At 55.7% G+C, this 24,343-nt stretch carries 19 protein-coding genes; 9 read left to right on the plus strand and 10 right to left on the minus strand.

All coding sequences use genetic code 11. The annotated features are described in order from the left end of the window. Positions 1-118: 118 nt before the first annotated feature. The 4 genes from speA to J4864_RS04895 form a co-directional block, all read right to left on the minus strand. On the minus strand, positions 119-2,011 hold the full coding sequence (gene speA, locus J4864_RS04880; RefSeq protein ID WP_040554584.1) for a biosynthetic arginine decarboxylase: 1,893 nt from the start codon (positions 2,009-2,011) through the stop codon (positions 119-121). A gap of 147 nt (positions 2,012-2,158) precedes the next feature. Next, positions 2,159-2,719 (minus strand): shikimate kinase, encoded by a 561-nt coding sequence (locus tag J4864_RS04885; RefSeq protein WP_211813914.1) that lies wholly within the window; start codon positions 2,717-2,719, stop codon positions 2,159-2,161. A gap of 91 nt (positions 2,720-2,810) precedes the next feature. Further along, a complete protein-coding gene (topA, locus tag J4864_RS04890; RefSeq protein WP_211813915.1) occupies positions 2,811-5,147 on the minus strand; it encodes a type I DNA topoisomerase in 2,337 nt (778 codons plus the stop codon). A gap of 78 nt (positions 5,148-5,225) precedes the next feature. After that, the gene (locus J4864_RS04895) at positions 5,226-5,762 is read right to left on the minus strand and encodes an NUDIX domain-containing protein (RefSeq protein WP_211813917.1); all 537 of its coding nucleotides are present in this window, start codon (positions 5,760-5,762) and stop codon (positions 5,226-5,228) included. A 405-nt stretch (positions 5,763-6,167) separates the two neighbouring features. On the opposite strand from J4864_RS04895, the gene J4864_RS04900 reads away from it, so the two are divergent. Together J4864_RS04900 and J4864_RS04905 are read left to right on the plus strand one after the other, a co-directional pair. Beyond that, on the plus strand, positions 6,168-6,992 hold the full coding sequence (locus J4864_RS04900) for an alpha/beta hydrolase (RefSeq protein ID WP_211813919.1): 825 nt from the start codon (positions 6,168-6,170) through the stop codon (positions 6,990-6,992). A gap of 345 nt (positions 6,993-7,337) precedes the next feature. Then, a complete protein-coding gene (locus J4864_RS04905) occupies positions 7,338-8,168 on the plus strand; it encodes a LicD family protein (RefSeq protein WP_211814619.1) in 831 nt (276 codons plus the stop codon). Here J4864_RS04905 and J4864_RS04910 read toward each other — a convergent pair. Together J4864_RS04910 and J4864_RS04915 are read right to left on the minus strand one after the other, a co-directional pair. Continuing rightward, the gene (locus tag J4864_RS04910; RefSeq protein ID WP_211814620.1) at positions 8,163-9,209 is read right to left on the minus strand and encodes an NAD-dependent epimerase/dehydratase family protein; all 1,047 of its coding nucleotides are present in this window, start codon (positions 9,207-9,209) and stop codon (positions 8,163-8,165) included. The genes J4864_RS04905 and J4864_RS04910 overlap by 6 nt on opposite strands. Then, positions 9,206-9,925 (minus strand): IspD/TarI family cytidylyltransferase, encoded by a 720-nt coding sequence (locus tag J4864_RS04915; RefSeq protein ID WP_211813921.1) that lies wholly within the window; start codon positions 9,923-9,925, stop codon positions 9,206-9,208. The genes J4864_RS04910 and J4864_RS04915 overlap by 4 nt, the downstream gene beginning before the upstream one ends. 348 nt (positions 9,926-10,273) lie before the next feature. Between J4864_RS04915 and J4864_RS04920 the strand changes: the two genes are divergently transcribed. The 7 genes from J4864_RS04920 (at position 10,274) to J4864_RS04950 (ending at position 19,375) form a co-directional block, all read left to right on the plus strand. Beyond that, positions 10,274-12,898: a DUF2339 domain-containing protein gene (locus tag J4864_RS04920; protein WP_211813923.1), complete on the plus strand. Its 2,625-nt coding sequence runs from the start codon at positions 10,274-10,276 to the stop codon at positions 12,896-12,898. Between the two features lie 519 nt (positions 12,899-13,417). Then, entirely contained in the window at positions 13,418-15,247 is a 1,830-nt protein-coding gene (locus J4864_RS04925) for a phosphoethanolamine transferase (RefSeq protein ID WP_211813924.1), read from the plus strand. After that, positions 15,244-16,344 (plus strand): acyltransferase family protein, encoded by a 1,101-nt coding sequence (locus J4864_RS04930; RefSeq protein ID WP_211813925.1) that lies wholly within the window; start codon positions 15,244-15,246, stop codon positions 16,342-16,344. Before J4864_RS04925 ends, J4864_RS04930 begins: the two co-directional genes overlap by 4 nt. 27 nt (positions 16,345-16,371) lie before the next feature. After that, positions 16,372-17,397, plus strand: a complete 1,026-nt coding sequence (locus J4864_RS04935) for an acyltransferase family protein (protein WP_211813926.1) — start codon at positions 16,372-16,374, stop codon at positions 17,395-17,397. Beyond that, complete coding sequence (locus J4864_RS04940) at positions 17,394-18,281, plus strand: decaprenyl-phosphate phosphoribosyltransferase (protein ID WP_007367645.1); 888 nt, start codon at positions 17,394-17,396, stop codon at positions 18,279-18,281. Before J4864_RS04935 ends, J4864_RS04940 begins: the two co-directional genes overlap by 4 nt. 96 nt (positions 18,282-18,377) lie before the next feature. Then, positions 18,378-18,998 (plus strand): HAD-IB family phosphatase, encoded by a 621-nt coding sequence (locus J4864_RS04945; RefSeq protein ID WP_211813927.1) that lies wholly within the window; start codon positions 18,378-18,380, stop codon positions 18,996-18,998. Continuing rightward, positions 18,986-19,375: a GtrA family protein gene (locus J4864_RS04950; RefSeq protein WP_211813928.1), complete on the plus strand. Its 390-nt coding sequence runs from the start codon at positions 18,986-18,988 to the stop codon at positions 19,373-19,375. The genes J4864_RS04945 and J4864_RS04950 overlap by 13 nt, the downstream gene beginning before the upstream one ends. Positions 19,376-19,756: 381 nt before the next feature. On the opposite strand, the gene J4864_RS04955 is transcribed toward J4864_RS04950, so the two are convergent. From J4864_RS04955 to J4864_RS04970, 4 genes are all read right to left on the minus strand, one after another. Beyond that, a complete protein-coding gene (locus J4864_RS04955) occupies positions 19,757-20,428 on the minus strand; it encodes a WbqC family protein (protein WP_246479373.1) in 672 nt (223 codons plus the stop codon). A gap of 151 nt (positions 20,429-20,579) precedes the next feature. Then, on the minus strand, positions 20,580-22,112 hold the full coding sequence (locus tag J4864_RS04960) for a S26 family signal peptidase (protein ID WP_211813929.1): 1,533 nt from the start codon (positions 22,110-22,112) through the stop codon (positions 20,580-20,582). A gap of 113 nt (positions 22,113-22,225) precedes the next feature. Next, entirely contained in the window at positions 22,226-22,981 is a 756-nt protein-coding gene (gene dapB / locus J4864_RS04965; protein ID WP_007367650.1) for a 4-hydroxy-tetrahydrodipicolinate reductase, read from the minus strand. Positions 22,982-23,293: 312 nt separating this feature from the next. After that, a complete protein-coding gene (locus J4864_RS04970; protein ID WP_007367651.1) occupies positions 23,294-24,235 on the minus strand; it encodes a YitT family protein in 942 nt (313 codons plus the stop codon). Positions 24,236-24,343: the final 108 nt, after the last annotated feature.

Consider the following 24,343-nt stretch of genomic DNA (forward strand, 5'->3'; position numbering starts at 1 on the left):
TTGAAGACCGGGAATGTAAGCATCAGCCAGGGACGGGACGGACAAACAGCAGAAACAGACCGGAGCACTCCGGCACGTCTCGCACAGTCTGCCACATCGGCAGGAAACACTTTCCCGGCTACTCCAGATAGGTGTAACCGTACAGTCCGCTGCGGTAGTTGCTGAGGAACTCCTTGCCTTCCTCCAGCGAAATCTTACCCTGCTTGACGCTCTTCGTCACCCATATCTCAAGCTGCCGGACGAGCTTCTTGGGATTGTACTGTACGTATTCGAGCACTTCCTCCACCGTCTCACCGTCGAAGATCTGGTCGATGTGATAGCCTCCGTCCTTGACGGAGATGTGTACCGCATTGGTGTCGCCGAAGAGATTGTGCATATCGCCCAGAATTTCCTGATAGGCTCCGACAAGGAAAACACCGAGATAATAAGGCTCGCCCTTCTTCAGCGGGTGAACCGGCAGGACGTGGCTGGTGCGGCCCATGGAAACGAAATTCGACATCTTCCCGTCGCTGTCGCAGGTAATATCCTGCAAAGTGGCGTTGCGTGCCGGGCGTTCGTTGAGCCGCTGGATAGGCATGACGGGGAAAAGCTGGTCTATCGCCCAGCTGTCCGGGAGCGACTGGAAGAGCGAGAAGTTGCAGAAGTACTTGTCTGCCAACAGCTTGTCCATGTTCCGCAGTTCATCGGGGACGTGCTTCATGTTCTTGGCAAGACTGTTGATCTCATGGCACACACTCCAGTACATCGCCTCAATCTCGGCACGTGTCTTCAAATCCACCATGCCGTGAGAGAACAACTCCAGTGCCTCCTCGCGGATCTGTTCGGCATCGTGCCAGTCCTCCAGCATATTGCGTGAGTCGAGGTTGTCCCAGATGTCGTAAAGGTCTTTTACCAGCTGATGGTCTGTCTCCTTCGCCTCAAACTCTTCGGACATCTCCGGCAGGGAAGCCGTCTCCAATACGTCGATGACAAGGACGGAGTGGTGCGCCGAAAGACTTCTTCCGCTCTCGGTGATGATGTTCGGATGCGGAATACCGTTCTTGTCGGCTGCATCCACGAATGTATAGACGCAGTCGTTGACATATTCCTGAATGCTGTAATTCACGGAACTCTCGCTGTTGGACGAGCGAGTACCGTCGTAGTCGACCCCCAGACCGCCTCCGCAGTCGACGAAATCGACGCCGTACCCCATCCTGCGCAGGTTCACGTAATACTGTGCTGCCTCGTTGAGGGCGGTCTGGATGCGGCGTATCTTGGTAATCTGCGATCCGATGTGGAAGTGAATGAGGTGCAGGCAGTCGTGCAGCCCTTTCCCGTCGAGCGTTTCCAGCGCCTGGAGCAGCTCGGAAGAAGTGAGTCCGAACTTGGAGGCATCGCCGCCGCTCTCAGCCCATTTCCCCGACCCGCTGGATGCCAGTTTGATGCGGATGCCGAGGTTCGGCTTCACATTCAGCTTCTTTGCTGCCCGGGCGATGAGGTCTATTTCGTTGAGCTTCTCCACCACGATGAAGATGCGCTTGCCCATCTTCTGCGCCAGCAAAGCCAGTTCGATGTAGCTCTGATCCTTGTAACCGTTGCAGACGATGAGCGAGTCGCTCTGGCACTGTACGGCGATGACTGCGTGCAGCTCGGGCTTCGATCCGGCCTCCAGCCCGAGGTTGAACTTGCGTCCGTGGGAGATGATTTCCTCCACCACCGGCTGCATCTGATTCACCTTGATCGGATAGATGATGAAGTTCTCGGCCTTGAATCCGTACTCCTTCCTTGCCTTCTCGAAGCAGGAAGAGGTCTTTTCGATACGGTTGTCGAGAATGTCGGGGAAGCGGAGCAGCACCGGCGGCGTGACATCACGCAGGGCGAGCTCGTCCATGACATCGCGCAGGTCAATCTGCGTGTTGTCCTTACAGGGCGTGACATACACGTCGCCCTTGTCATTTATGCCGAAATAAGATGTACCCCATCCCGAGATGTTGTACAGTTCCCGCGAATCTTCAATCGTCCACTTTTTCATTTCTGTTCTTTCCCTATATAATGTTTCTTTCCCTATATAATATCTTGTTTTAAATCCCTGCACACACCCGTCTCCCTGCACCTCCGCACGGGGCGAAGGCTGCCGGTCCTCCGACGACACCATCACCCTGTCCTGACCCGGACTGCCTCACCGGCCGATCCGCAGCAGGCGGCAGAGCTGGTCTACGGAAATCTGTATCTTCTCGTAATTGTCCATCAGACTCACGTCGAGGGTATGTCTTGCCCTGGCATAAAACGGCTCTCGCCATTCGAGCTGCTCACGGATGAACGAACGGACCTCGTCAGGCGTCTTGCCGAGCAACAGCGGACGGACAGACCTGCCCATCTGCAGATGCCTGAAGAGCACGTCAGGCTCTGCCTTCAGATAGACGGTTTCCGCCTGCCGGTTCATGTAGTCCATGTTGTCGAAGAAACAAGGAGTCCCTCCGCCACAGGAGATGATGACGTGCTCGAACTCCGCCACCTCATGGAGCATGGCCTGTTCCATCTTGCGGAATCCGTCTTCGCCCCTTTCATCGAAGATCTGCTTCACAGTCCTGCGCATCCGGCTCTCTATGTACCAGTCCAGGTCGTAGAAAGGAATGCCCAGCTCCTTTGAGAGAGCCTTGCCGACGGTGGTCTTCCCGGCTCCCATATAGCCGACGAGGATGATGCGAAGCGGCCGGTAGCCTTCCTTGTTTTCTGTCATGCTCAAGATCATTTACCATCCCCCCGCAGCAGGCCGTCGCCGCACCATGAGGCGGATGTCATACCCCCTTTGCAGGCAGGCCGGTGTCTTTTTACTTCTTTCGCCGGGGCTCCGGTGCATTCTTCACGATGTCCATGCACTGCTCGTACGTCAGCTCGGCGGCTTTCTCGTGGAGCGTCTTCGGCATACGGTAGTTCTTGCCGTCATAGGCAATGTAAGGGCCGTAGCGGCCGTTCATCACCTCCATCCTGCTGTCTTCTTCAAAGGTCTTGAGGTGACGCTGCGCATCCTGCAGACGCTTCTTCTGAATCAGGTTGATGGCTGCATCAAGGCTGATGGTAAGCGGGTCTTCGTCCTTGGGCAGCGATGTGTACTTCTTGTTGTGGAGCACGTAAGGGCCGAAACGACCTGCACCGATGACGACATCCGTCCCTTCGAACTGCCCGACCGTGCGCGGCAGTTTGAACAGCTCCAGCGCTTCGTCAAGGGTAATCGTCTCTATGCTCTTGTCGGCCGGCAGCTGGGAGAAACGCGGTTTGTCCTCATCATCGGCACTGCCGATCTGGACAACGGGGCCGAAGCGGCCGATCTTCACGAACACCGGCTTGCCGCTCTTGGGGTCTATGCCCAGCTCGCGTTCGCCGGCCTTATGCTCTGAACGGGCGTTCATCACCTTCTCCACCTCCGGCTCGAAGCCCTGGTAGAAGGTCTTCATCTCCTTGTTCCATGCCACCTTGCCCTCGGCGATCTTGTCGAACTCCTGCTCGACCTTTGCCGTAAAGTTGTAGTCCATGATGTCCGGGAAGTTCTCCATGAGAAAATCGTTGACGACAATACCGATGTCCGTCGGGATGAGCTTGCCCTTGTCGGCACCGGCCATTTCCTTCTTGGTCTTGGACGTGACCTTCAGCCCGAGCAGCGTGTCCACGACGTATTTCCGCTCTTCGCCCTTGCGGTCGCCCTTCTGCACGTATTCGCGCTGCTGGATGGTCGAGATGGTCGGGGCGTAGGTGGACGGACGGCCGATGCCGAGTTCCTCGAGCTTGCGCACGAGACTTGCCTCTGTATAACGGCCGGGCCCCTGCGAGTAACGCTCCGTCGAGACAATCTCACGGCGCTCGAGTTCCTCGCCCTCGTGCATGGGGGGCAGTGCATGGGAGAACTCCTCGCCGCCCTCTTCGTCGTCGGACGATTCGTGGTAAACTTTCAGGAATCCCTCGAAAGCAATCACTTCACCGTTGGCAACGAACTGCAGATCGGTCTGGTTCTTGCCGTCTTCCGCTTCAAGGGAAATGTTTACGGTCGTTTTTTCTATCTGCGCATCCGCCATCTGTGAGGCGATGGTACGCTTCCATATCAGGTCGTACAGGCGTTTTTCCTGGCTTGTTCCGTCGATGGAGACATTGTCCATATAGGTGGGACGGATGGCCTCGTGGGCCTCCTGCGCACCCTTGCTGTGCGTATGGTACATCCTTACCTTGCCGTATTCAGCCCCGTAGAGTCGCTCTATTTCGGCCTTGCTGGTGTTGATGGCCAGGGCGGACAGGTTGACACTGTCGGTTCGCATATACGTGATGCGGCCGGCCTCATACAGCCTCTGCGCTACCATCATCGTCTGGCTGACGGTGAATCCGAGCTTTCTGGCCGCTTCCTGCTGCAGGGTCGAGGTGGTGAAAGGCGGCGCCGGCGTGCGTTTCAGCGGTTTCCTGGCGATGGATGCGACCCTGAATCTTGCTTTCTTGCACAGTTCCAGAAACGCCAGGGCCTCCTCATGGGTCTTGAACCGCTTGTTCAGTTCCGCCTTCACCTCATTCTTCGAGCCGTCCTCGTTGGTGACGGCGAAGACGGCATTCAGGCGATAATAAGGCTCTGATGCGAAGTTCTGGATCTCCCGCTCACGTTCGACAATCAGGCGGACGGCGACACTCTGCACGCGTCCTGCGCTCAGTGCCGGCTTCACCTTGCGCCACAGGACCGGCGACAGGCGGAAGCCCACCAGGCGGTCGAGCACACGGCGGGCCTGCTGTGCGTTCACCAGGTTCATGTCCAGATGGCGCGGAGTTTCGATGGCCTTCAGTATGGCCGGCTTGGTAATCTCATGGAACACGATTCGGCTCGTCTTCTCCTCGTCCAGTCCCAGCACCTCACAGAGATGCCAGCTGATGGCTTCTCCCTCGCGGTCCTCATCGGAAGCCAGCCAGACCTTCTTGGCAGCCTTGGCATTCTTCTTCAGTTCGCTGACGACTTTCTTCTTTTCGTCAGGAATTTCGTAGTCGGGGGTCAGGGTGTCAAGGTCAATGCTCAGTTCCTTCTTCTTCAGGTCACGGATGTGGCCGTAAGACGACATTACCTTATAGTCCTTGCCGAGAAACTTCTCGATGGTCTTGGCCTTTGCGGGGCTCTCTACTATTACCAGGTTTTCTTGCATAATCACTCTTGTACGTTTTTTCAAGGGCGCAAAAGTACTTAAACTTTTTGCTTACACCTTATATAATAGGCAAAATTTCTACTTTTTTAAGTTTTCCTTCTCCCTCTGGAGGAAGTCATAGAGCGCCTGGCGGATAGAGCGGAGACCGAACTGCTCGGTATGAATTTCGTCCAGCGGCAGCCACCTCACCTCATCCACGTCGTCAGCTGCCCTGAGAACGGTCTCGTCCTCCACGCTGCAGATGAAGAAGGCATCGAGTGTGGGAATGTCGAATCCACTGTAACGGTACTTGTTCGGAAGCGAGCAGAAATAGCATCTTTCCTTGATGACGAGATGGGTCTCCTCCTCTATCTCACGGGCAAGAGCCTCTTCCGTCGTCTCACCGATGTCGCAGAATCCGCCGGGCAGATCCAGCGTCCCTCGTCCCGGATCAAGTTTCCGGCGCGTCACAAGCAGTTCGCCTCTGCTGTTCAGGATGAACGCAGCCACGGACGAACTGGGGTTCAGGAAATACTCAAAGCCGCAGCTTTCGCAGCGTTTGCTCTTCTCGTTCTGCTCCACGAAGTGTCTGCTTCCACATGCGGGGCAATACTGAAATTTGTCTAATACGTGCATAATCGGGTGATGTTGATAGGGATGACGGACGTGATAAGCGATGAAGGGACGGTGAGAGGGATGAGGGGGTGAACATCAGGTGTCAATGAACGGCCGGCCGCCGGGACAGCAGGGCAGAGCACGGTTGTTAACATAAACGCCGCAATCTTTAAAATACGTTTACATTCAATGACTTTTATCATTTCATGCTGCAAATATACTAAAAACTCTAAATATCTACGGCCGAAACCGTATCTTTTTGTTAACTTTGCGACAATACGCTCAAAATTACATACTTCCTCCTGCTTCTTGCTGCAACAGTGACGACACCTTACGATCATGGGGACACGGCCGTCATACCGCACGGGCAGATGACGGCTGGAACGAGCGAATGACGGAAAAGGCGACAAACAAACAGAATACAGAATGAATTTCAGAAAACTATTCTTCACGATCGGACTGGCTGCTGTCAGCATGGCAATGTCTGCCCAGAGTACATTCGATGTCAAACTATACAACGGCCGCCCACCTTACAGCAACGGCGACTCAAGGGACACGGCAAAGGTACGCATCTTCCTTCCCATAGAGAAAGAGGCGACAGGACGTGCCGTGGTCATCTGCCCGGGCGGCGCCTACGAGACGCTGTCGATGGAAAAGGAGGGCTACGACTGGGGGGAGTTCTTCCAGAACCAGGGCATTGCAGCCATCGTGCTGAAATACCGTATGCCGAACGGTAATCCGGAGGTTCCGGTATCGGATGCCGAACAGGCCATGAGATTGGTGCGCATGAATGCCACGAGCTGGAAAATCAACCGCAATGACATCGGCATCATGGGCTTCTCGGCAGGCGGACATCTGGCGGCAACCATCGCCACGAGAAGCCTGGGAGAGGCGAAGCCGAACTTCCAGATCCTGTTCTATCCGGTCATCTCCATGCTGGAAGGCTACGGACACGACCGGAGCCGGACCAACTTCCTGGGGAAACATCCCGGCAAGCGTGACGAGAAGAAATACAGCGCCGACATGAACGTGAGCCGTGTCACGCCGCGCGCGTTCATCGCACTCAGCGACGACGACGATGCCGTACCCCCCGCAAACGGCGTGAACTATTACACCGAACTTTACCGCAACGATGTCCGCGCCTCGCTGCATGTCTATCCCGGCGGCGGTCATGGCTGGGGCAGCAAGATCGGCTTCCGCTACCATGAAGAGATGATGATGGACCTGAAGGCGTGGCTCAAGAGCTTCTAAGGACAGAAGCCCCCGCCTGTCTCCGGACACGGTTGCGCCCCGGACACGGTCTTCCGACACCATCGGCTGTAAACGTGCGGACCCTCGACACGACCGGTGTCAGGCCTCGACACAACTGGTGCCGGGCAGCCATACGTCGGCAGGAGACGGACAGGACGCACTTGAAGAACCAGCGTTGGGGAGGACACATTGAGGACATCGAGGGGGAGGATGTCTTTGCAGAAGCGGAGGAAGATTCGACTTTTTTATGTAATTTCGCAAAGACAGGCTGCATCCGGCAGGCAGGAAGCCACGTTTTCCCTGCACCCGCCGGTACTGTCTTTCCAACAACAAAGACGAAAGATGATGACCGGCACATTCAATACGGGAGAGACCCGTGAGAGCCTGCGGAAAGAATACAATCCTGACGGCTCGGTACTCAGGCAGGCACAGCTGCGGCTGCTTGACATGCTCGACTATCTGAAAGCAGCGGCGGCGGAAGCCGGAGTGGCATGGCGGCTGGACGGCGGCAACGTGCTGGGCGCATTGCGCCACGGAGGGTTCATTCCCTGGGATGACGATGTGGATATCGTGGTGGATCACAAGGATTACAGGCGCTTCTGTACTTACTTGAAACGCCATCCGCATCCGCAGTTCGTCCTCCAGGACAACAGCACCGACCCCGGCTACCTGAAGTCATGGGCCAGTCTGCGCGACACGAAGAGCGAACACCTGAGTACGGAAAACGAAAACTCCAGAGACCGGAAGGCTCTGGAGATCATGAAATACCGTGGTCTGCACATCGACATTTTCCCTTATGAAGACAGGATACTGCCCTCGCTGCAACGGCTGGCGGGCAAGCTGGCCTGTGTCGTGAACTTCCGTCTTTCGCCGGATCACCCGCACTGGGCACAGGCATGGTATGCGTTCCTCGAACATGGCGTGTTTCCCGTCTTCCGCCTGTTCGGGCAGCTGTTCGGAAAGAAAGGAGCGTATATGCACACATACGGAACGTGGTTCTATGAACGGTTTCCCGAACGGGTACTGCGCCCCTACAGGGAAATCCGCTTTGAGGGCAGGACCTACAACGGCCCCGCAGAACCCGAGGAGTTCTGCGGGATCATCTACGGCAATTACAACGACCTGCCCCCGAAGGACAAACGCAACCGCCATCAGGTGACGGTGCGGTTTCTATAAACAGGAGCCTCCCTGCACCCGCTTCTCTTCCAGCAGGGTCGCTTTGATTTTTTCCTGCATGGACGAGGGAAGCGGCATCCAGCCGAGCTGCTCCAGCCGGGTCGTGTCGAAGACTGCCCGGGTGACGACGGAGTAGCCGGCTTTCTCAGCTTCCTCCGGCAGTTCCATGACCACCTTACGGTTTCCGACGGCGGCAATCATTTCCGCCAGCTGCCGTATCGTGATGTTCGACTGTGCGTCGGCAATATTGTAGGCGGTCATGTTCTCTCCCTTCAGGAGCAGGAAGAGAAGGGCGGCGGCACAGTCGATGACATAGCACCAGGAACGGAACTGCGTCCCTTCGCTCTTCATGACAATATCCTCACCGGCGAGAACATTGCGGAGGAACTGGGCATAGACCCGGTTGTCCGACGGACTGAAATAAGGGCCGTAGACGTGGGAAGGGCGCGCGATGCTTATGTCAAGGCCGTATTGCCGGGCGTAACAGACCGCCAGTGTCTCGGCTGCACGTTTGGAAGACGGATAGCAGGAACGGACCGCCGTCGGGTCGACGTAGCCGCTGTAATCCTCTGTAAAGACTCTTCCGTCGCCTTCCCCGTACACTTCTCCCGATGAGACATAGACGAACCTGCGCAGCCGGTGCCGTCTGCCATAGTCCAGAAGGCGGTCGACACCGCAGATGTTGGCTTTCATCACGCCTACCGGATCGGCGGCATAGAGGGCGGGGGACGCACTGCTGGCGGCATCGATGATGAAATGGAAATCGACATCCGCTGGCAGCGGCTTCGTGACATCGAAGCACAGGAAGCGGAAGTCCGGATCATTGAGATAGGTGGAGAAACGCCTGTCAGCCCTAGCCTTGTTGCGTCCTGCCGCATAGACGGTGTAGTCGCGGTGCCGCCTGTGCATGAGCATATCGACCAGACAGCCGCCGATCAGCCCTGTCGCACCCGTCACAAGGATATTGCAGCCTGACAGCTTCGACCAGGGAAGACCGCTCCGTACGGCTTCTTCCAGCTGCTGTGAATAGGTATTAGTCATTTCAACCATTCCTCTCTTTCCGTATCTTTCAATGCCTTGAACAGCTCTACATCCTCTGTCCGGGTCAGTTTCAGACCGTTTCGTTCGGATCCCGCCACGAGGTGCTGGTCGTCTATGCCGAGCGCTCCGAGCAGAGTACAGGATGCGACCGTATTGCCGATTCCCCTTTCTTCAGCTTCTGCATGCGCTTTCAGCAGCGTGCCCAGCCGGTAGGTATGCGGTGTCTGTGTCCTGATGAGCCGCTCGCGGGGAATGGAAATATTGCGCAGACAGCTGCCCCGCACCTCCATGATGGCTTCTTTGCATACCAGTCCTGTCACGGCATAGCCGTATTCCCTGCACGTTGCGATGTTCTCGGAAATGATCCGTCCGGAGACCAGAGGACGTACTCCGTCGTGTACCAGAACGATGTCGTCGTCAGAACAGTCCATGGACTTCAGTCCCTGCAGACCGTTCAGGATGGAGTGCTGGTTACTGTCGCCGCCCTCGAAGATCCACTTCAGCTTCGTTATGTTGAACTGGTTGGCGTAAGCCTGCAGCACCACTTCCCAGCCTTTAAGACACACGACACCGATGGCATCTACCTCAGGATGCTCCTGAAAAGCCTTCAGGGTGTAGATGATCACGGGAATGTTGTCGATCGTCATGAACTGTTTGGGGATGTCCTGTCCCATGCGGTTGCCGGTTCCGCCGGCTGTCAACAAAGCGATATTCATTCTTTTTCCTGTATTTAGAGGTTGTATTGTATGTCGCAACAGGCGTGTCGTACGTTGCAATAAGCGTATTGTACGTTGCCCTAAGCGAAGATGAACGGACAGAAGAAGCCTCCCTGCCCCCTCCCACCAGTCTCCTTGAAGGGTCTGCATGGGAATGGAGTCCGGCTGTTCTCTGAGGTACTTCTCCCATTGAAGGTACAGACAACCGCCGAGACCGGCCTGCCTGTCTCTCCCCTGCTCACCAACACCCTGTAATTGCTGACAAATATACAGAAAATAATTTAAATGTCAAAAGAATTAGGAGAATATGAAGAAAAACACTACCTTTACGGTCAAAATGCTTTAATTATGTTTATGGATTACGAATTTATTTGGCTTCTTCCTCTGGCGTTACTGGTGATTCCGGCAGCTGTCTGTTATGTACTGTTCTCCAAGATCAATGCACTTGGCGATTCCCTCGACATCATCACCGAAGAGCTTTCGGCACTGCAGAAAATGATCAGGGACAGTCGGAAAGAATACCGGAAACCAGCCGGACCTGCAAAGAAAGCCATCGTGGAAGAACGGGAGCAGACGGCAGAGAATACTCCGGCGGAGATACGACAGGAGACGGCAAAGACTTCCGGAGAAGAAGCCCCTGTCCCCCATGCTCCTGCTGCTTACTGGTGGGAACAGTCAGAGCCCATACGTCCATCCGTCGTCGAAATACCTGTGAAAGAGAAAGATGAAAGGAAACAGGAGACGATTGGACAAGAGACGGAATCCGCCGGACAAAAGGAAGATACAACCGAACAGGCAGCTGACCGGCAGGACCGGAAACCGTTCCCGGCTGCCGACCGTCCCGTCCGCTCCTCCGAGGAAGATGCGGCAAGGGAAAGACAGGACAGCGGACTCTCCAGGGTCATGAGCCGCTCTGCAGAGAAAGATACTGCAAGGGAAAGACAGGACGGCGAGCCCCCCAGAGTCATGGACTGCTCTGCCGGCTCATCCGAGGAAGATGCGGCAAGTGACAGGGAAGAAGCGGTTTTCGCCGGACAGGGAACGAACTATGAGAAGTTCATCGGTGAGAACCTTTTCGGTAAGATCGGCATCATCGTGTTCATCATCGGCATCGGCTTCTTCGTCAAGTATGCGATTGACCAGAACTGGATCAATGAGACGGCGCGGGCTATGCTGGGCTATGCCGTCGGAGCGGGCATGCTCGTGCTGGCCGAACGGCTGCATCGGCGATACCACACCTTCACCTCCCTGCTGGCCGGCGGTGCCTTCGGCGTGTTCTATCTCATCACAGCCATCGCTTTCCATTACTACGGGCTGTTCTCACAGACCATGGCGTTTGTCATCCTCTGCGCCACCACCCTCTTCATGTCGGGCATCTCCATCCTGTACGACCGGAAGGAGCTGGCCGTCACGGCACTCGTCGGCGGCTTCCTCGCGCCCTTCATCGTCAGCACCGACTCGGACAGTGTCATTACTCTGCAGATCTACATCAGCATCCTGAACATCGGCATGTTCGCTCTGGCGATGTACAGGAAATGGGGAATACTGCCTATTGTCGCTTTCTGTTTTACATACGTCATTTTGTGGATGACGACCCTGGCAGGCGGCTGGCAGTTCCTGCTCTCACCCACAGGCTATACCGTCCTGCTGGGATTTGCAACCCTGTTCTATTTCATCTTCCTGCTTCCAGTCATCTTCATCCTGCGCACCCCGTGCAGCAAGTCCATAAGACGTGCGATGCTGTCGGTCGTGACCGGCAACAGCTTCCTGTATCTGCTGTATGGCGACTACGTGCTGAGACGGTGTGGGATGTCGTTCGACAATGACGGTTTCATCGCTTTCTTCATCGCCGCTGTCAATCTGGCAGCCTATCTCTACCTGCGTTTCCGCATATCGGGACAGGACACCCTACGCAGCCTTATGCTGGGTCTGACCATCACCTTCGTCTCCATCGGCATTCCGATGCAGTTCGATACGACCAACCTCCTCATGATGTGGGCAACCGAGGCGGTGCTCCTCCTATGGCTCTTCACCCGGGAGAAAGACCGGATATTTGAGACCGGGGCTGTCGTGCTGTCTGTCTTGACGCTGGTGTCCCTGTTGCTCTGCAGACTGCTGTGCGAGAATTTAGCCGACACCGGTCACTCCCTGTTCTTCAATGGCAACTTCCTTGTGATGCTGTTCCTGAGCATCTCCTCCTTTGTGTTTGCCGTCATCCTGCAACGCCACAGAGCGTTGTTCTCAGAAGACCATCGCCTGATCAGCTACGCTCCCTGCAATGCGGTTGCATATTCCGTCGGCTTCCTGCTCCTGTACCTGGGGCTCTGGGATGATTTCCACTTCCATCTCGAGAATGTCGTGGCAGACCTTGCCTCTCTGCTTGCACTCAACGTGCTGCTTTCGGCGGGTGCCGGCATCCTGCGCAACCGCTTTGAAATAGACCGGTACAGGGTCTTTTACGATATCACCGTCTATTTTGCAGCGGGACTGTATGCGATAGCAGTATGGAACTACACCGGTATGGACGGGAATCTGCTGAAATGGATCATGACCTGCGTGACAGCAGCCTATCTGATATATGTCATGCGCGGACTGCTGCTTGCAATGCCTGACAACAGAAAACAGCACACCGAGTTCGCCATTATCTCAACACTGGTATGGCTCACGGCAACCCGCCTGCTGATGGTTACCTTCAACGAGTACGGCTTCAGCACCGCTTTCTCCCTTTCCCTGGGATTTGCAGCCTTCACCCTCATGTGTGTCGGCATGCGCTGTCACAGCAAGCAAGTACGCATCGTCAGTCTGACAGAGTTCGGTATCGTCTTAGGAAAACTTGTCCTCAACGACGTATGGTCGATGCCGGCTCTGGGGAAAATCATCGTCTTCATCAGCCTCGGTATTCTCCTCCTGACCCTTTCCTTCCTTTATCAGAAGCTCAAAGATGTACTGTTCAAAGAGGAAGAAGAGAAATGACGCCCCTCCTACCGCATAGGCCTGTGACCGGCCGGCTGCTGTCCGCATCACGGCGACAGGGACTGCAGTCTCACCGCTTCCTGCCGATGTGCTGACACCCGACACTATCCGCGTTGATACCCGACACCGAACGTGTTGAGGGCTGACACCGGCCGTGTCGAAGACCCGCACGCAGACCATCCGTTGCCGGTAAGGGAGCGGATGGCCGTGAAAAAAAGCCGCACTGCCGAGAACTGACGTAACCCACACGGACGAAAGAAGCGCATGTTGCCCTAAGGCAAGGAGCAAACACGCTGTCTCATAATGCGGATCCGCCGGCAGGGATTCTCCGGCAGATCCGCAAAAGACATCAACGGAGACCTCCATCCACCGGGGAGAATGCCGCACAGGCATACCGGTCCTGAATTCCATGAAGAAGGAGAATGGAACGGCCGACAGTGTTAAATTGTACTTTAAAATAGACTTACTCATAAAATAAAGTTAACTTTGCACATAATTTCTATAATTCTATGCGCATAAATGAAATACAGAGAGAAAGCTATCCGCCTGTTGAATAAAGTATGGCAGCCCATCAGGGACAATGCCTCATTCTTCGTTTTCATGTACCTGATAGGGATATTCGTGTCGTATGCCGAACTGCCGGCCGGCAATCCCGAGGAAAAAGTTTACGGAAACCTCTGGCTGGAGCTGTTTCTCGACCTGTATGCAATAGCCGTGATCCTCATGCTGATACCCCGGAAGATACGCCGGTGGGTGCGTGCCTGTCTGTATGTCATCGCCTACACGACAAATATCACCGACCTGTTCTGCTGGGTGAAGTTCCAGTCGACGCTGAATCCCTCCATGCTTCTTCTCGTCGGCGAGACCAATGGCCGCGAGGCCGGCGAGTTCTTCAGCAGTTACTTCACTGCCGACCTCCTTGCATCGAGTGTGGGCGTGTTAGGGCTGATTCTGCTTGTCCATATTCTTACCGCTTTCTGCGGGAAGACCATGCTGCCGGCGATTTTCAGACGGCGGGCAGCGGCCTGGAGACAGCGGCTTTCCTCCCTGCAGCCGGCCCTGGGATTCATCTTTCTCGTGCTGCTTGTCTGGTCGGTGGTCAGATCCGCACACAACAAAAGGGAAATAGCGCAGATATTCTCGCTGGACACCATCGGCTCCGTAGAACATGAGCTGACGCACCGCAAGTGCGCCGAGTTCTATCTTCCGGTCTACCGTCTTGTATTCAGCATCTTCTCCAACGAGCTGGCATCGAAGCAGATCGACCGCCTTATCGTGGCAAAGGACAAGGTGACAGTAGACAGCTGCTCGTTCCGTTCGCCGGATATCGTTCTTATCATCGGGGAAAGCTATGGCAAGCACCATTCGGAACAGTACGGATACTTCATGCCGACCACCCCGCGGCAGATAAGGCGTGAGAAGACAGGGCTGCTGGTGCCGTTCAGCGATGTGGTGTCTCCCTGGAATCTGACCAGCTTCGTCTTCAAGAACGTCTTTTCCCTCCATGTTGCAGGCGAGAAAGGAGAGTGGTGCGACTACCCGCTCTTCCCCGAACTGTTCCGCAGAGCCGGCTATCACGTGACCTTCCTCACCAACCAGTTCCTGCCCAAGGCAAAGGAAGCCGTGTACGACTTCAGCGGCGGATTCTTCCTGAACCACCCGGAGCTGTCGAGGGCGATGTTCGATGCACGCAACAAGCAGCTGTACCGCTACGACTGCGGACTGCTGGATGACTACGACAAGAACCAGCAGCAGTACAATTCAGACCACAACCTCATCATCTTCCATCTCATCGGCCAGCACGTCAACTACCAGCAGCGTTATCCGGCCGACCGCCATCACTTCAGGGGAGAAGACTATGCAGAAAAACGGCCGGATCTCGACCTGAGCCGACGGAATGTCCTGGCCGATTACGACAATGCCGTCCTGTACAATGACTCCATCGTCGACCAGATCGTCAGACGGTTTGAAGACCGGGAGGCCATCGTCATCTATATGCCCGACCACGGAGAAGAATGCTACGAGGGCAGCCGCGGCTTCATCTGCCGAAACCACTCTGACACCATTGACTACGACCTGGCGCATTATGAGTTCGAGATTCCGTTCTGGATCTTCTGCTCGCATAAGTATGCGGCGAAGCATCCGGACATCTTCCAGCAGATCATCCGTGCCCGCCACCGCCGTTTCATGACGGATGCCCTGCCGCATCTGCTCCTGTATCTGGCGGGGATCCATACGAAAGACTATCATGCGGAATACAACGTGCTCAGCCCCGACTACGATGAGAAGCGGCCGAGGCTGCTGAAGAATACGACGGATTACGACCAACTTGCAAAACACGGGAAATGAACAGAGAACTGTTGACAAGAACTGAATGCAATGCACTGCGGGGACTTGCCATCATCGGAATCTTCCTGCACAATTACTGCCATTGGCTGGGACCGGTGGTGAAGGAAAACGAGTACCAGTATTTCCAGCACAACGCAGACGGGTTCTGGCAGATCCTGCGAGGGCCGTGGGACGACCTGTTTCTTTTCCACGTATTGTCGTTCTTCGGGCACTACGGCGTGCCGGTCTTCCTGTTCCTCTCCGCATACGGACTGACCATGAAATACGAGCGGGGGCAGGGCGGTTTGTCCGCAGACGGAACAAGGCGGCTCCCCCTGTCAGGATTCATCAGGTATCACTGGCTGAAGCTTTTCCGCATGATGATCGTCGGATTCGTCGCCTTCACCCTGCTGGATGCCGTCACGCCCGTCCCTCACCGTTACGCCGTGACGGACATCCTTGCCCAGCTGGGACTTTTCAACAACGTACTTCCATTCCCCGACAAGATCATCTGGCCGGGGCCTTACTGGTTCTTTGGACTGATGTTCCAGCTTTATATCGTCTACCGCCTTCTCCTCTACCGGCGGCACTGGATGTGGACCGCAGCCCTGATCGTGGTCTGCACCGCCGTCCAGCTGGCGTGCCCTCCTGAAAGCGAGGCGCTGAACCAGTGGAGGTATAACTTCGTAGGTGCCATGCTGCCTTTCGGGACAGGACTGCTTTATGCGAGGTACATGCGGCCGTGGAGCATGGCGACCCACGGGGCTGCATTCCTCGTCTCCGCCCTCGCCGTCCTGCTGATGAGTTTCAATGCCCTGTCGTGGTATCTCGTACCGCTGGCCGTCTGCATCGCCTCCGTCAGCTTCGTGAAACTGCTGGGAGGATTCGAGGCTTTCGCCGGCAGGCGGCGGTCACCGCTGATGCACATCCTCTCCTGGACAGGCAGTATCTCGGCGGCTCTCTTCGTCTGTCACCCCATAACGAGAAAGGTCTTCATTCCCATCTCACGGGGCGGAGATCACTGGACAGGACTCCTGCTGTATGTCCTCGCCTCCCTCTGTCTGGCATGGCTGTTCAAGGAACTGATGAAGAAGATCCCGAACCCGGAACTCAAGTGAAATCCTACGATTCCATTGCGGAAAGATATGAAGATAAAAGACATCGAACTGGCCAACATAAGCCGCTACCGCAGCGAACTGATGGGAGCAGCCATGCTCTTCGTCATACTCTTCCATGTAGGACTGCCGCGAGAGGACATCTTCTTCGGCCTGCGGAGGATGGGCAACATAGGGGTTGACATTTTCCTGTTTCTAAGCGGCATGGGACTCTGGTTCTCCTGGACGAGGAATCCGTCCCTGCACCGGTTCTATCTGCGCCGCTTCCTGCGTATCTATCCGGCATGGCTTCTCATGGCATCCCTGTACTACATCCCCGATTATCTGTCTGCCGGCTTTGCGGGACATAGCGGACACAGCACCAGCCTCATCGACCTCGTCGGCGACATCACTGTCAACTGGGACTTCTGGCTGCACGACGAACTGACGTTCTGGTACATTCCCGCCATCCTGTTCCTCTATGCCGTCAGTCCGTTCTATATGAGCCTCGTCATCCGTCATCCCATCTACCGCTGGCTGCCGGTAGCCATGATCATGTGGTGCATCCTCGTACAATACGTCACCCCGGTCCATGAGGCAGTAGGGCACCTGGAAATCTTCTGGAGCCGTGTCCCGATCTTCTTCATCGGCATCAACATGGCGGCTGCGGTGAAACGGAAGGAAACGATGGACGGAGCTTCCATCTGGATGATCGGCCTGATGTTCGTCATGGCGCTCGCCTCCAGTATCTTCCTGGAACAGGTGAAGCACGGACAGTTTCCCCTCTTTCTGGAGCGGATGCTCTACATTCCCCTTACGGTCACGACCATCCTCCTGCTGAACCGGATCTTCCGCCGGCTGCCCGACACCGTGAACAAAGTCTTCCGTCTTGTCGGCACATTAAGCCTGGAGGCGTATCTCATCCACGACCACTTCGTACTGGAGTATGTCGAGCGCAACGGCTGGTCCTACTGGCCTACATTCCTCGTGACGACCCTTGTCACCATTTTCCTGGCGTGGATGCTGCACGCCTTGCTTGAACGATTCATCACTCCCATAGAGAATAGAATGAAATGAAAAACCTCATCCGTCTGATCCGCCCGCACCAGTGGATAAAGAATCTCGTTGTGCTCCTCCCGGTCTTCTTCGGAGGGGCGCTGCTGCAGCCCGAGGCAGTCTATGCGGCGCTTGTCACGGTGCTGTCGTTCAGCTTTGCGGCCTCCTCCATCTACTGCCTCAACGATATTGTCGATGTCGAAGACGACCGCCGGCATCCTGTCAAGTGTCACCGTCCGATGGCTTCAGGAGCCATCACCGTCGTGCAAGGCTATCTGCTGATGGCGCTGATGTTCGCCCTGTCGATGGTTTCGACCCTTCTGCTGTCTTCACATCAGACTGAGACCGCCAGCGTGATTCTCTTCTACTGGCTGCTGAACATCGCCTACTGCCTCAGGCTGAAGCGGTACGCCATCATAGACGTGTGCATCGTCGCATTCGGATTCGTCCTCAGAATCCTTGCGGGAGGCTATGCCACAGACATCCGTCTGAGCCGATGGATCGTGCTGATGACCTTCCTCCTGATGCTCTTCCTCTCCTTTGCCAAGCGGCGCGACGATGTCGTTCGGATGAACGAGACGGGCCATGCTCCCCGCCAGAACACGATCCGCTACAACCTCACTTTCATCAACCAGTCTATCACGATCACGGCAAGTGTCACTCTGGTATGCTACATCATGTACACGGTAAGCCCCGAGACGATTCAGAATTTCCATACGGACTATCTCTATCTGACGAGTGTCTTCGTCCTGGTGGGACTGCTCCGTTACATCCAGATTTCCGTCGTCGACAAGAAGAGCGGCGACCCTACGAAGGTGATGCTCCACGACCGGTTCATGCAGTGTACCGTCCTGGCCTTCGGACTGGCTTTCCTCTTTATCATCTACGTACTCAAGAATATTTAGGCAGGCTTCCGCATACCGGTGTCCCGGCGGGGGATTTCCAGAGCCGTTCCCGGCAAGACACCCCCTGCACGGCACCCCGAGCCGGCCAGACAAGAAATGAAAAGAATCTACGCTTTCGACTTCGACGGGACCCTGACCGACAAGGACACCCTGCCAGCCTTCATCCGCTTTGCCAAAGGCGGCATACGGATGGCGGCCGGTTTCCTGTACTTCTCCCCCCTGATCGTCCTGATGAAGCTGCATCTCTATCCCAACTGGAAGGTGAAACAGCAGGTATTCTCCTGGTTTTTCAAGGGGATGGAGGCCGGCGTGTTCGACAGGCTCTGCCTTTCCTTTGCCCGGCAGAATCCACAGCTGCTCCGCCCCGAGGGCGTGGCGACGGTCAAAAGAATATTGGGCGAACCGGAGACGGCCGTCGTGGTCATCAGTGCGAGTATCGACAACTGGGTACGTCCGTTCTTCGACGGATTCGGCGGAAAGGTGCAGGTCCTGGGAACCCAGATAGAAGTCGCCGACGGACTTCTCACGGGGCGTTTCACCTCCCGCAACTGCTATGGACAGGAGAAAGTCAACCGGCTTACAGCCCTCTATCCGCACCGCAAGGACTACAGACTGACCGCTTTCGGCGACAGCCGGGGCGACAGAGAGCTGCTCGCATACGCCGACAGAGGATTTTACAAACCTTTCAGAAACGGAGAGACAGAATGTGGAAAGTGAAGAAAAAGCACCGGAAGGAACTCGATGAAATCGTGCGTTTCATGCTTGTAGGCGCATTGGCGACAGGCATCCAGTACGCTGTTTACCTGCTGATGCTCCTTTGGATGCAGCCGCTGGCCGCCAACACGGTCGCTTATCTACTCAGCTTCACCTTCAACTACATTGCTTCCACACGCTATACCTTCCGGGTGAAGTCTACGGCGAAGAGGGGAGCCGGATTCATCTTCTCACACATCATCAACTACGGCCTGCAGACGGCCTTCCTTCATCTTTTCCTATGGACGGGAATCAGCAAACAGCTGGCGATGATTCCCATGTTCGCCATCTGTGTCCCCGTCAACTTCCTGCTGGTGCGTTTCTTCCTGCACAGGAAGTAAGTTGTTCCGTTTCTTCCATCCACTGCTTTCCTGTCCAGACCGGAAGGCTGTCTTGGACGGATCTCCATCTTTCAGGCAGATTCAGATACTGTCCTCTTGAAGGGAGCATGGTATCTGACGCGACAGAAAGCGAAACCGGAACATCCGCCTGAAGACGAAAAGACACAAAACGCCGGCAACATTTCCGGCAGCGACAGGCTTCCGTACGACTTCCAGAACAGGCCTGAAGAGAATGAGAAGGACGGCTTCCCCTACGGAACAGACAATCCCCACGAAGACGGGCACTCGTCCTCGTGGGGATTGTCTGTTTGTGACAGCGGGGAAACACGTCCGTGAGCGACGGGCACAAAACCGCCGGAAGACAAAGCCACGCACGGCATCCTACAGGTACAGCACACTCTCGTTGCCCTCGTTGAACAGCAGGTCGAGGATGCTGAGGTTGGAGAGAAAGCCGAATTTCTGCTGGTAGACCTGATAATAACGGGCCGGTGCGAAGTCCGGATCGGCACCCGGATGTTTTGGACGAATCACCTCCCTGAAATCATCTGTCCCGTCAGAAACGGCCGTCACATAGCCATCTGTGCGCCGCATACAGGGCATTATGTCGATGAGTTCGCACACCTTGAGCGTTATCTCCCAGTTGAAATCATAGAGGAAAGTCCACTTCCGCTCAAAGAAGGGACGTATGTCGTCCTCGTAATACGCAAAGAACGGACTCTCACCGTAAGCCGACTGCAACGCATTCCAGTGCTGGTGCCGCCAGTTGGCATGGTCGCTGATACGCACATCCTTCATCGGACACTTCAGTTCCTCGAACCTCTCCACAGGAACCGTGAGCGGCTGCGGTCCGTTGGCGGCCGCAATCACGCAGCGGTTGCGGTAGGTCTGCTTGACGAAGTGGTCGTGCTGCTCGATCAGGCAGGTGTCATAGCGGTTCAGCTTCTGATACCACTGGATAGGGGCGAAATAGGCGGAAGACAGCAGGGCCTCCCCGCACTTTTCCGAGGGGGGGGAGGCAGGATTGCCGTTGTGGCGGTTGTCAGAATCTATCATGGGGAGACTTTGCCAAATCAAGGAGACAGGGTTTCCCTGTCTTATTTCAGAGGATAATGAAACAAAAGGAGGGGATGCGCAAGGGCTTCACCAGACCATGGTAATCCGCACATCCCCTCCCTTCAGAGGGATCCGGGGGGAGGAGGCTACTCTATCTGATGTTGTCCACCCAGTTGAACAGCCTGTGCCAGCGGATACCGCCGAAGCCCTTGCGGTCAGGATCGCTCGACCACCAGATGAACAGCGGCTTGCCCACGATATGGTCCTCCGGGACAAAGCCCCAGTAACGGCTGTCGGCAGAGTTGTGGCGGTTGTCGCCCATCATCCAGTAGTAGTCCATCTTGAAAGTATAGCTGCCGGCGGGCTTGCCGTTGATGTAGATCCGGCCGTTCCTGACCTGCAGGTCGTTCTTTTCATACACCTTGATGCAACGCTCGTAGACAGGGAGGTTCTGCAAAGTAAGCGCGATGGACTTGCCCTTGGCAGGAATCCATATCGGCCCGTAGTTGTCGCGCGTCCAGCCCGTGAAGGCGTTGAGCGGATAGTAAGGCCCTGCATAGAGGTCCCTGTCCGTCACCGGGCGCATCGACTTCACCAGCCCCTCTCGCTTCAGTTCGGCGGCCGCACGTTTCGTCAACGGCATGTAACCGTCATACTGGAGGAGCACGGCATTGTTGAGCACATAGCCCCGGTCGACATCATAGCCGTGCAGGCGGCTGAGGCTCTGCACGTCCTCCGCACTGATTTCGAAGTCCTTCCGCAGGTCGTCGAAACGTTCGCCGAGGAGGTCGGCCGCCGTGATGTTGTTGAACTTGATAAAGTATGTGTACTGCACCTTCTCCGGCTCTTTGTCGGCCTTTCCGTCGAGATAGACTATCCTGTTCCGGATCTGCAGGGTCTGCCCGGGCAGGCCGACACAACGCTTCACATAATTTTCTCGTCGGTCCGTCGGCCGCCAGTCCAACGGTCCGTAAGTCCCGGCGTTCTTGACGATATAGGCCCTGCCGGTGGCATACGCCTTTTCGTAGAAGGCCCGCTGCTGGAGGGTGGTCATGGCCGACAGGTTGATGCCGGGGTTCTGCTGGGCAAGGAAGTCCTCTCCCATGGTGTAGGCATCGTGATAGAAGTCGTTGCCCTGATAGGCCGGTTCGCTCATGATCGTATCACCGGCAGGGAAGTTGAAAACGACAATATCGTTCAGCTGCACCTTCCCCAGCCCCTTCACCCGGCGGTAGTCCCAGTGCGGCCAGGAGATGTAGCTCTTCGTATTGATGAGCGGGAGCGTGTGCTGGGTCAAGGGCATGGTCAGCGGTGTCTCGGGGATACGCGGCCCGTAGCTGACCTTCGACACAAAGAGGTAGTCGCCTGTGAGGAGCGACTTCTCGAGGGATGAAGACGGGATGACGTAGTTCTGGAAGAAGAAGAGGTTGATGAAGTAGACCGCCACCAGTGCGAACACCAGCGCATCCACCCATCCCATCACGAAACGGACGGGTCCTTCAGCATCCTTCCACCACTGCCAGCGGATCTTCTTCGTGATGTACACATCGAAGATGAAAGGGACGACTAACAGTCCCCACCAGCTCTTGACCCAGAAGAGGAAGAGAAGGTAGAGGACGAAAACACTAACAAACTTGGCCCACTGTTTCTTGGGATTGAGGGCTGCTTTTTCTTTATCGATCATGTTGGAAATGGCTTTAGCCGATGATAAGCGGATATAAATGAGAAGGAGGAAATGCGGGAGCCAGGCGACGGGCAGCGACGACAGGGGCTGACGGCGGAACCGGCGACAGGACTTCAGAACCGGAACAGGTCGCTCGTTGTGAGCAGACCGGAGTGGTCCTTGGTGTATTCAGCTGCCAGGACCGCACCGAGCGCAAAGCCCTTCCGGCTGTGGGCATCGTGGGTAATGGTGATCTTGTCGGCCTCGGAATCGTAGCTGACGCTGTGGATGCCCGGCACTTCTCCGCGACGGATGGAAGCGATGGGCAGCTCGTCCGGAGCGGCTTCGTTGCTGCCGGTTTCCGTACCGTCAGCAGCATGCTGGAAGCCTTTTACCCACTTGTCCTTGCGGTCAAGACGGGCGATGATGTCCTCTGCGAGGGTGATGGCAGTGCCCGACGGCGCATCGAGTTTATGGACATGATGCACCTCTTCCATCTTGACGTCATACTGCGGAAAACCGTTCATGATCTTCGCCAGATAGCGGTTGACAGCCGAAAAGATCGCCACGCCGATGGAGAAGTTGCTCGCCCAGAACAGCGTCTGTCCGCCTTCCGTACACATCTTCTCGACATCCGCCTTGTGGTCCTGCATCCAGCCCGTCGAACCGCTGACGACCTTCACGTTATGTGCGAAGGCACGCTTGTAATTGCCGAAGGCGGCCGTGGGATTGGTAAACTCGATGGCGACATCCGCCGAAGCGAACGCCGGAGAATCAAAGTCTTCTATATTGTCAATATCAATGATACTCACGATTTCGTGGCCACGCTCACGGGCGATCTGCTCGATCATGTGCCCCATCTTGCCGTAGCCTATCAATGCTATTTTCATTATCAATCTGGATTAAAACGTTGCAAAGGTAGCTGATTTGCGGCATAATACAAAATATGTTCACGTATTTTATATAAGGTGTACGCAAGTTTACGGTTCTGCTTTCCCGTCTTTGCAGGTACCGCAGAAGGCCCGTATTCCCAACCGGCCGGGAATCCTGTTCCCGACGGCCGGTACTCCGATTCCCGACGGCTGGTACTCCGATTCCCGACGGCTGGTACTCCGATTCCCAACCGGTCGGGAAGAAACCGGCCGGCCGCGCCATCAGACAGAACCGGCTGACACGAAAGAGGTGCCAGCCGGTTCTGTCCGTTACCTGTGTTCGTCACAGGGCAGTTCCTCGCCCTGCGGGGATTTATGTGCCGATTTCTTTTTCACTTTGAACTTGTCAAATCCTTTTCCGAACACGCCCATGACCTGGCTCTGTGTGACGAAGGCGTCGGGGTCGATGTCGTCGATCATCCGGTAGACGTAGGATGCCTCCCGCTGCCGGGTCACGACAATGACGAGTTTTATCTCATGTCCTGTATAATAGCCCTTCGCATCGACGATCGTACTGGTGCGGTGGGGCTGGTCCCGTGAGATCATGTCGCAGATTTCCCTGTACCGCTCGGAGATGATCAGGAACTGTACCGACCGGCGGCTGGAGTTGATGACCTGATCCAGCACGAAGGACGTGATGATAAGGTTCACGTAACCGTAGATGACCTGCTCCCAGCTGTGGAGGACAAGGTAGCTGCCTGTCACAATGGTCATGTCCACCAGGAGAATGACCCGACCGAGCGAGATGTCACGGTACTTGTTGACGATGGCCGCCACAATATCCGATCCGCCGGAGCTTCCGTTGTACGACAGACCGAACGCCAGTCCTACACCGCAGAACGACGCACCGATGATGGCTGCCATGAAAGGCTGCCCATGGAGGAGCATGGGATGCGGGAAGGCCGACCCGAGAATCCTCGTCAGGACCGTCAGCACCACCACACCGTAGATGGTACGGATGCAGAACTTCAGCCCCAGCACCTTGAGCGCAACGGCCAGCAGGATGGCGTTCAGTATGAAATATGTGGTGCTGACAGGGATGTTCTGCCCCCATTTCAGGATGGAGGCCAGTCCCGCTACGCCGCCGTTGCCGATGTGGTTGGGAAGAAGGAAAATCATCCAGCCGATGGCATAGGAGAACATGCCGACGGCAATCATCACATAGTCTAAGATCTCCCGATAAAGAGCTTTCTTGTTCAGTTTGTTAGTCATACATTTAAGGAATAAGTGAAATCACGCTGCAAATTTAGATAAATTTTCCGAAACAAAGCACTTGCACAGGAAAAATAGAGTACCTTTGCAGAAAATAAGATATATTCG

The organism is Prevotella multiformis, assembly GCF_018127985.1.
GTDB lineage: Bacteria > Bacteroidota > Bacteroidia > Bacteroidales > Bacteroidaceae > Prevotella > Prevotella multiformis.

Bases quoted from the DNA above. Each gene is read 5' to 3' on its own strand.
- speA (WP_040554584.1), bottom strand. From the start codon at position 2,011: ATGAAAAAGTGGACGATTGAAGATTCGCGGGAACTGTACAACATCTCG.
- J4864_RS04885 (WP_211813914.1), bottom strand. From the start codon at position 2,719: ATGACAGAAAACAAGGAAGGCTACCGGCCGCTTCGCATCATCCTCGTC.
- topA (WP_211813915.1), bottom strand. From the start codon at position 5,147: ATGCAAGAAAACCTGGTAATAGTAGAGAGCCCCGCAAAGGCCAAGACC.
- J4864_RS04895 (WP_211813917.1), bottom strand. From the start codon at position 5,762: ATGCACGTATTAGACAAATTTCAGTATTGCCCCGCATGTGGAAGCAGA.
- J4864_RS04900 (WP_211813919.1), top strand. From the start codon at position 6,168: ATGAATTTCAGAAAACTATTCTTCACGATCGGACTGGCTGCTGTCAGC.
- J4864_RS04905 (WP_211814619.1), top strand. From the start codon at position 7,338: ATGACCGGCACATTCAATACGGGAGAGACCCGTGAGAGCCTGCGGAAA.
- J4864_RS04910 (WP_211814620.1), bottom strand. From the start codon at position 9,209: ATGACTAATACCTATTCACAGCAGCTGGAAGAAGCCGTACGGAGCGGT.
- J4864_RS04915 (WP_211813921.1), bottom strand. From the start codon at position 9,925: ATGAATATCGCTTTGTTGACAGCCGGCGGAACCGGCAACCGCATGGGA.
- J4864_RS04920 (WP_211813923.1), top strand. From the start codon at position 10,274: ATGTTTATGGATTACGAATTTATTTGGCTTCTTCCTCTGGCGTTACTG.
- J4864_RS04925 (WP_211813924.1), top strand. From the start codon at position 13,418: ATGAAATACAGAGAGAAAGCTATCCGCCTGTTGAATAAAGTATGGCAG.
- J4864_RS04930 (WP_211813925.1), top strand. From the start codon at position 15,244: ATGAACAGAGAACTGTTGACAAGAACTGAATGCAATGCACTGCGGGGA.
- J4864_RS04935 (WP_211813926.1), top strand. From the start codon at position 16,372: ATGAAGATAAAAGACATCGAACTGGCCAACATAAGCCGCTACCGCAGC.
- J4864_RS04940 (WP_007367645.1), top strand. From the start codon at position 17,394: ATGAAAAACCTCATCCGTCTGATCCGCCCGCACCAGTGGATAAAGAAT.
- J4864_RS04945 (WP_211813927.1), top strand. From the start codon at position 18,378: ATGAAAAGAATCTACGCTTTCGACTTCGACGGGACCCTGACCGACAAG.
- J4864_RS04950 (WP_211813928.1), top strand. From the start codon at position 18,986: ATGTGGAAAGTGAAGAAAAAGCACCGGAAGGAACTCGATGAAATCGTG.
- J4864_RS04955 (WP_246479373.1), bottom strand. From the start codon at position 20,428: ATGATAGATTCTGACAACCGCCACAACGGCAATCCTGCCTCCCCCCCC.
- J4864_RS04960 (WP_211813929.1), bottom strand. From the start codon at position 22,112: ATGATCGATAAAGAAAAAGCAGCCCTCAATCCCAAGAAACAGTGGGCC.
- dapB (WP_007367650.1), bottom strand. From the start codon at position 22,981: ATGAAAATAGCATTGATAGGCTACGGCAAGATGGGGCACATGATCGAG.
- J4864_RS04970 (WP_007367651.1), bottom strand. From the start codon at position 24,235: ATGACTAACAAACTGAACAAGAAAGCTCTTTATCGGGAGATCTTAGAC.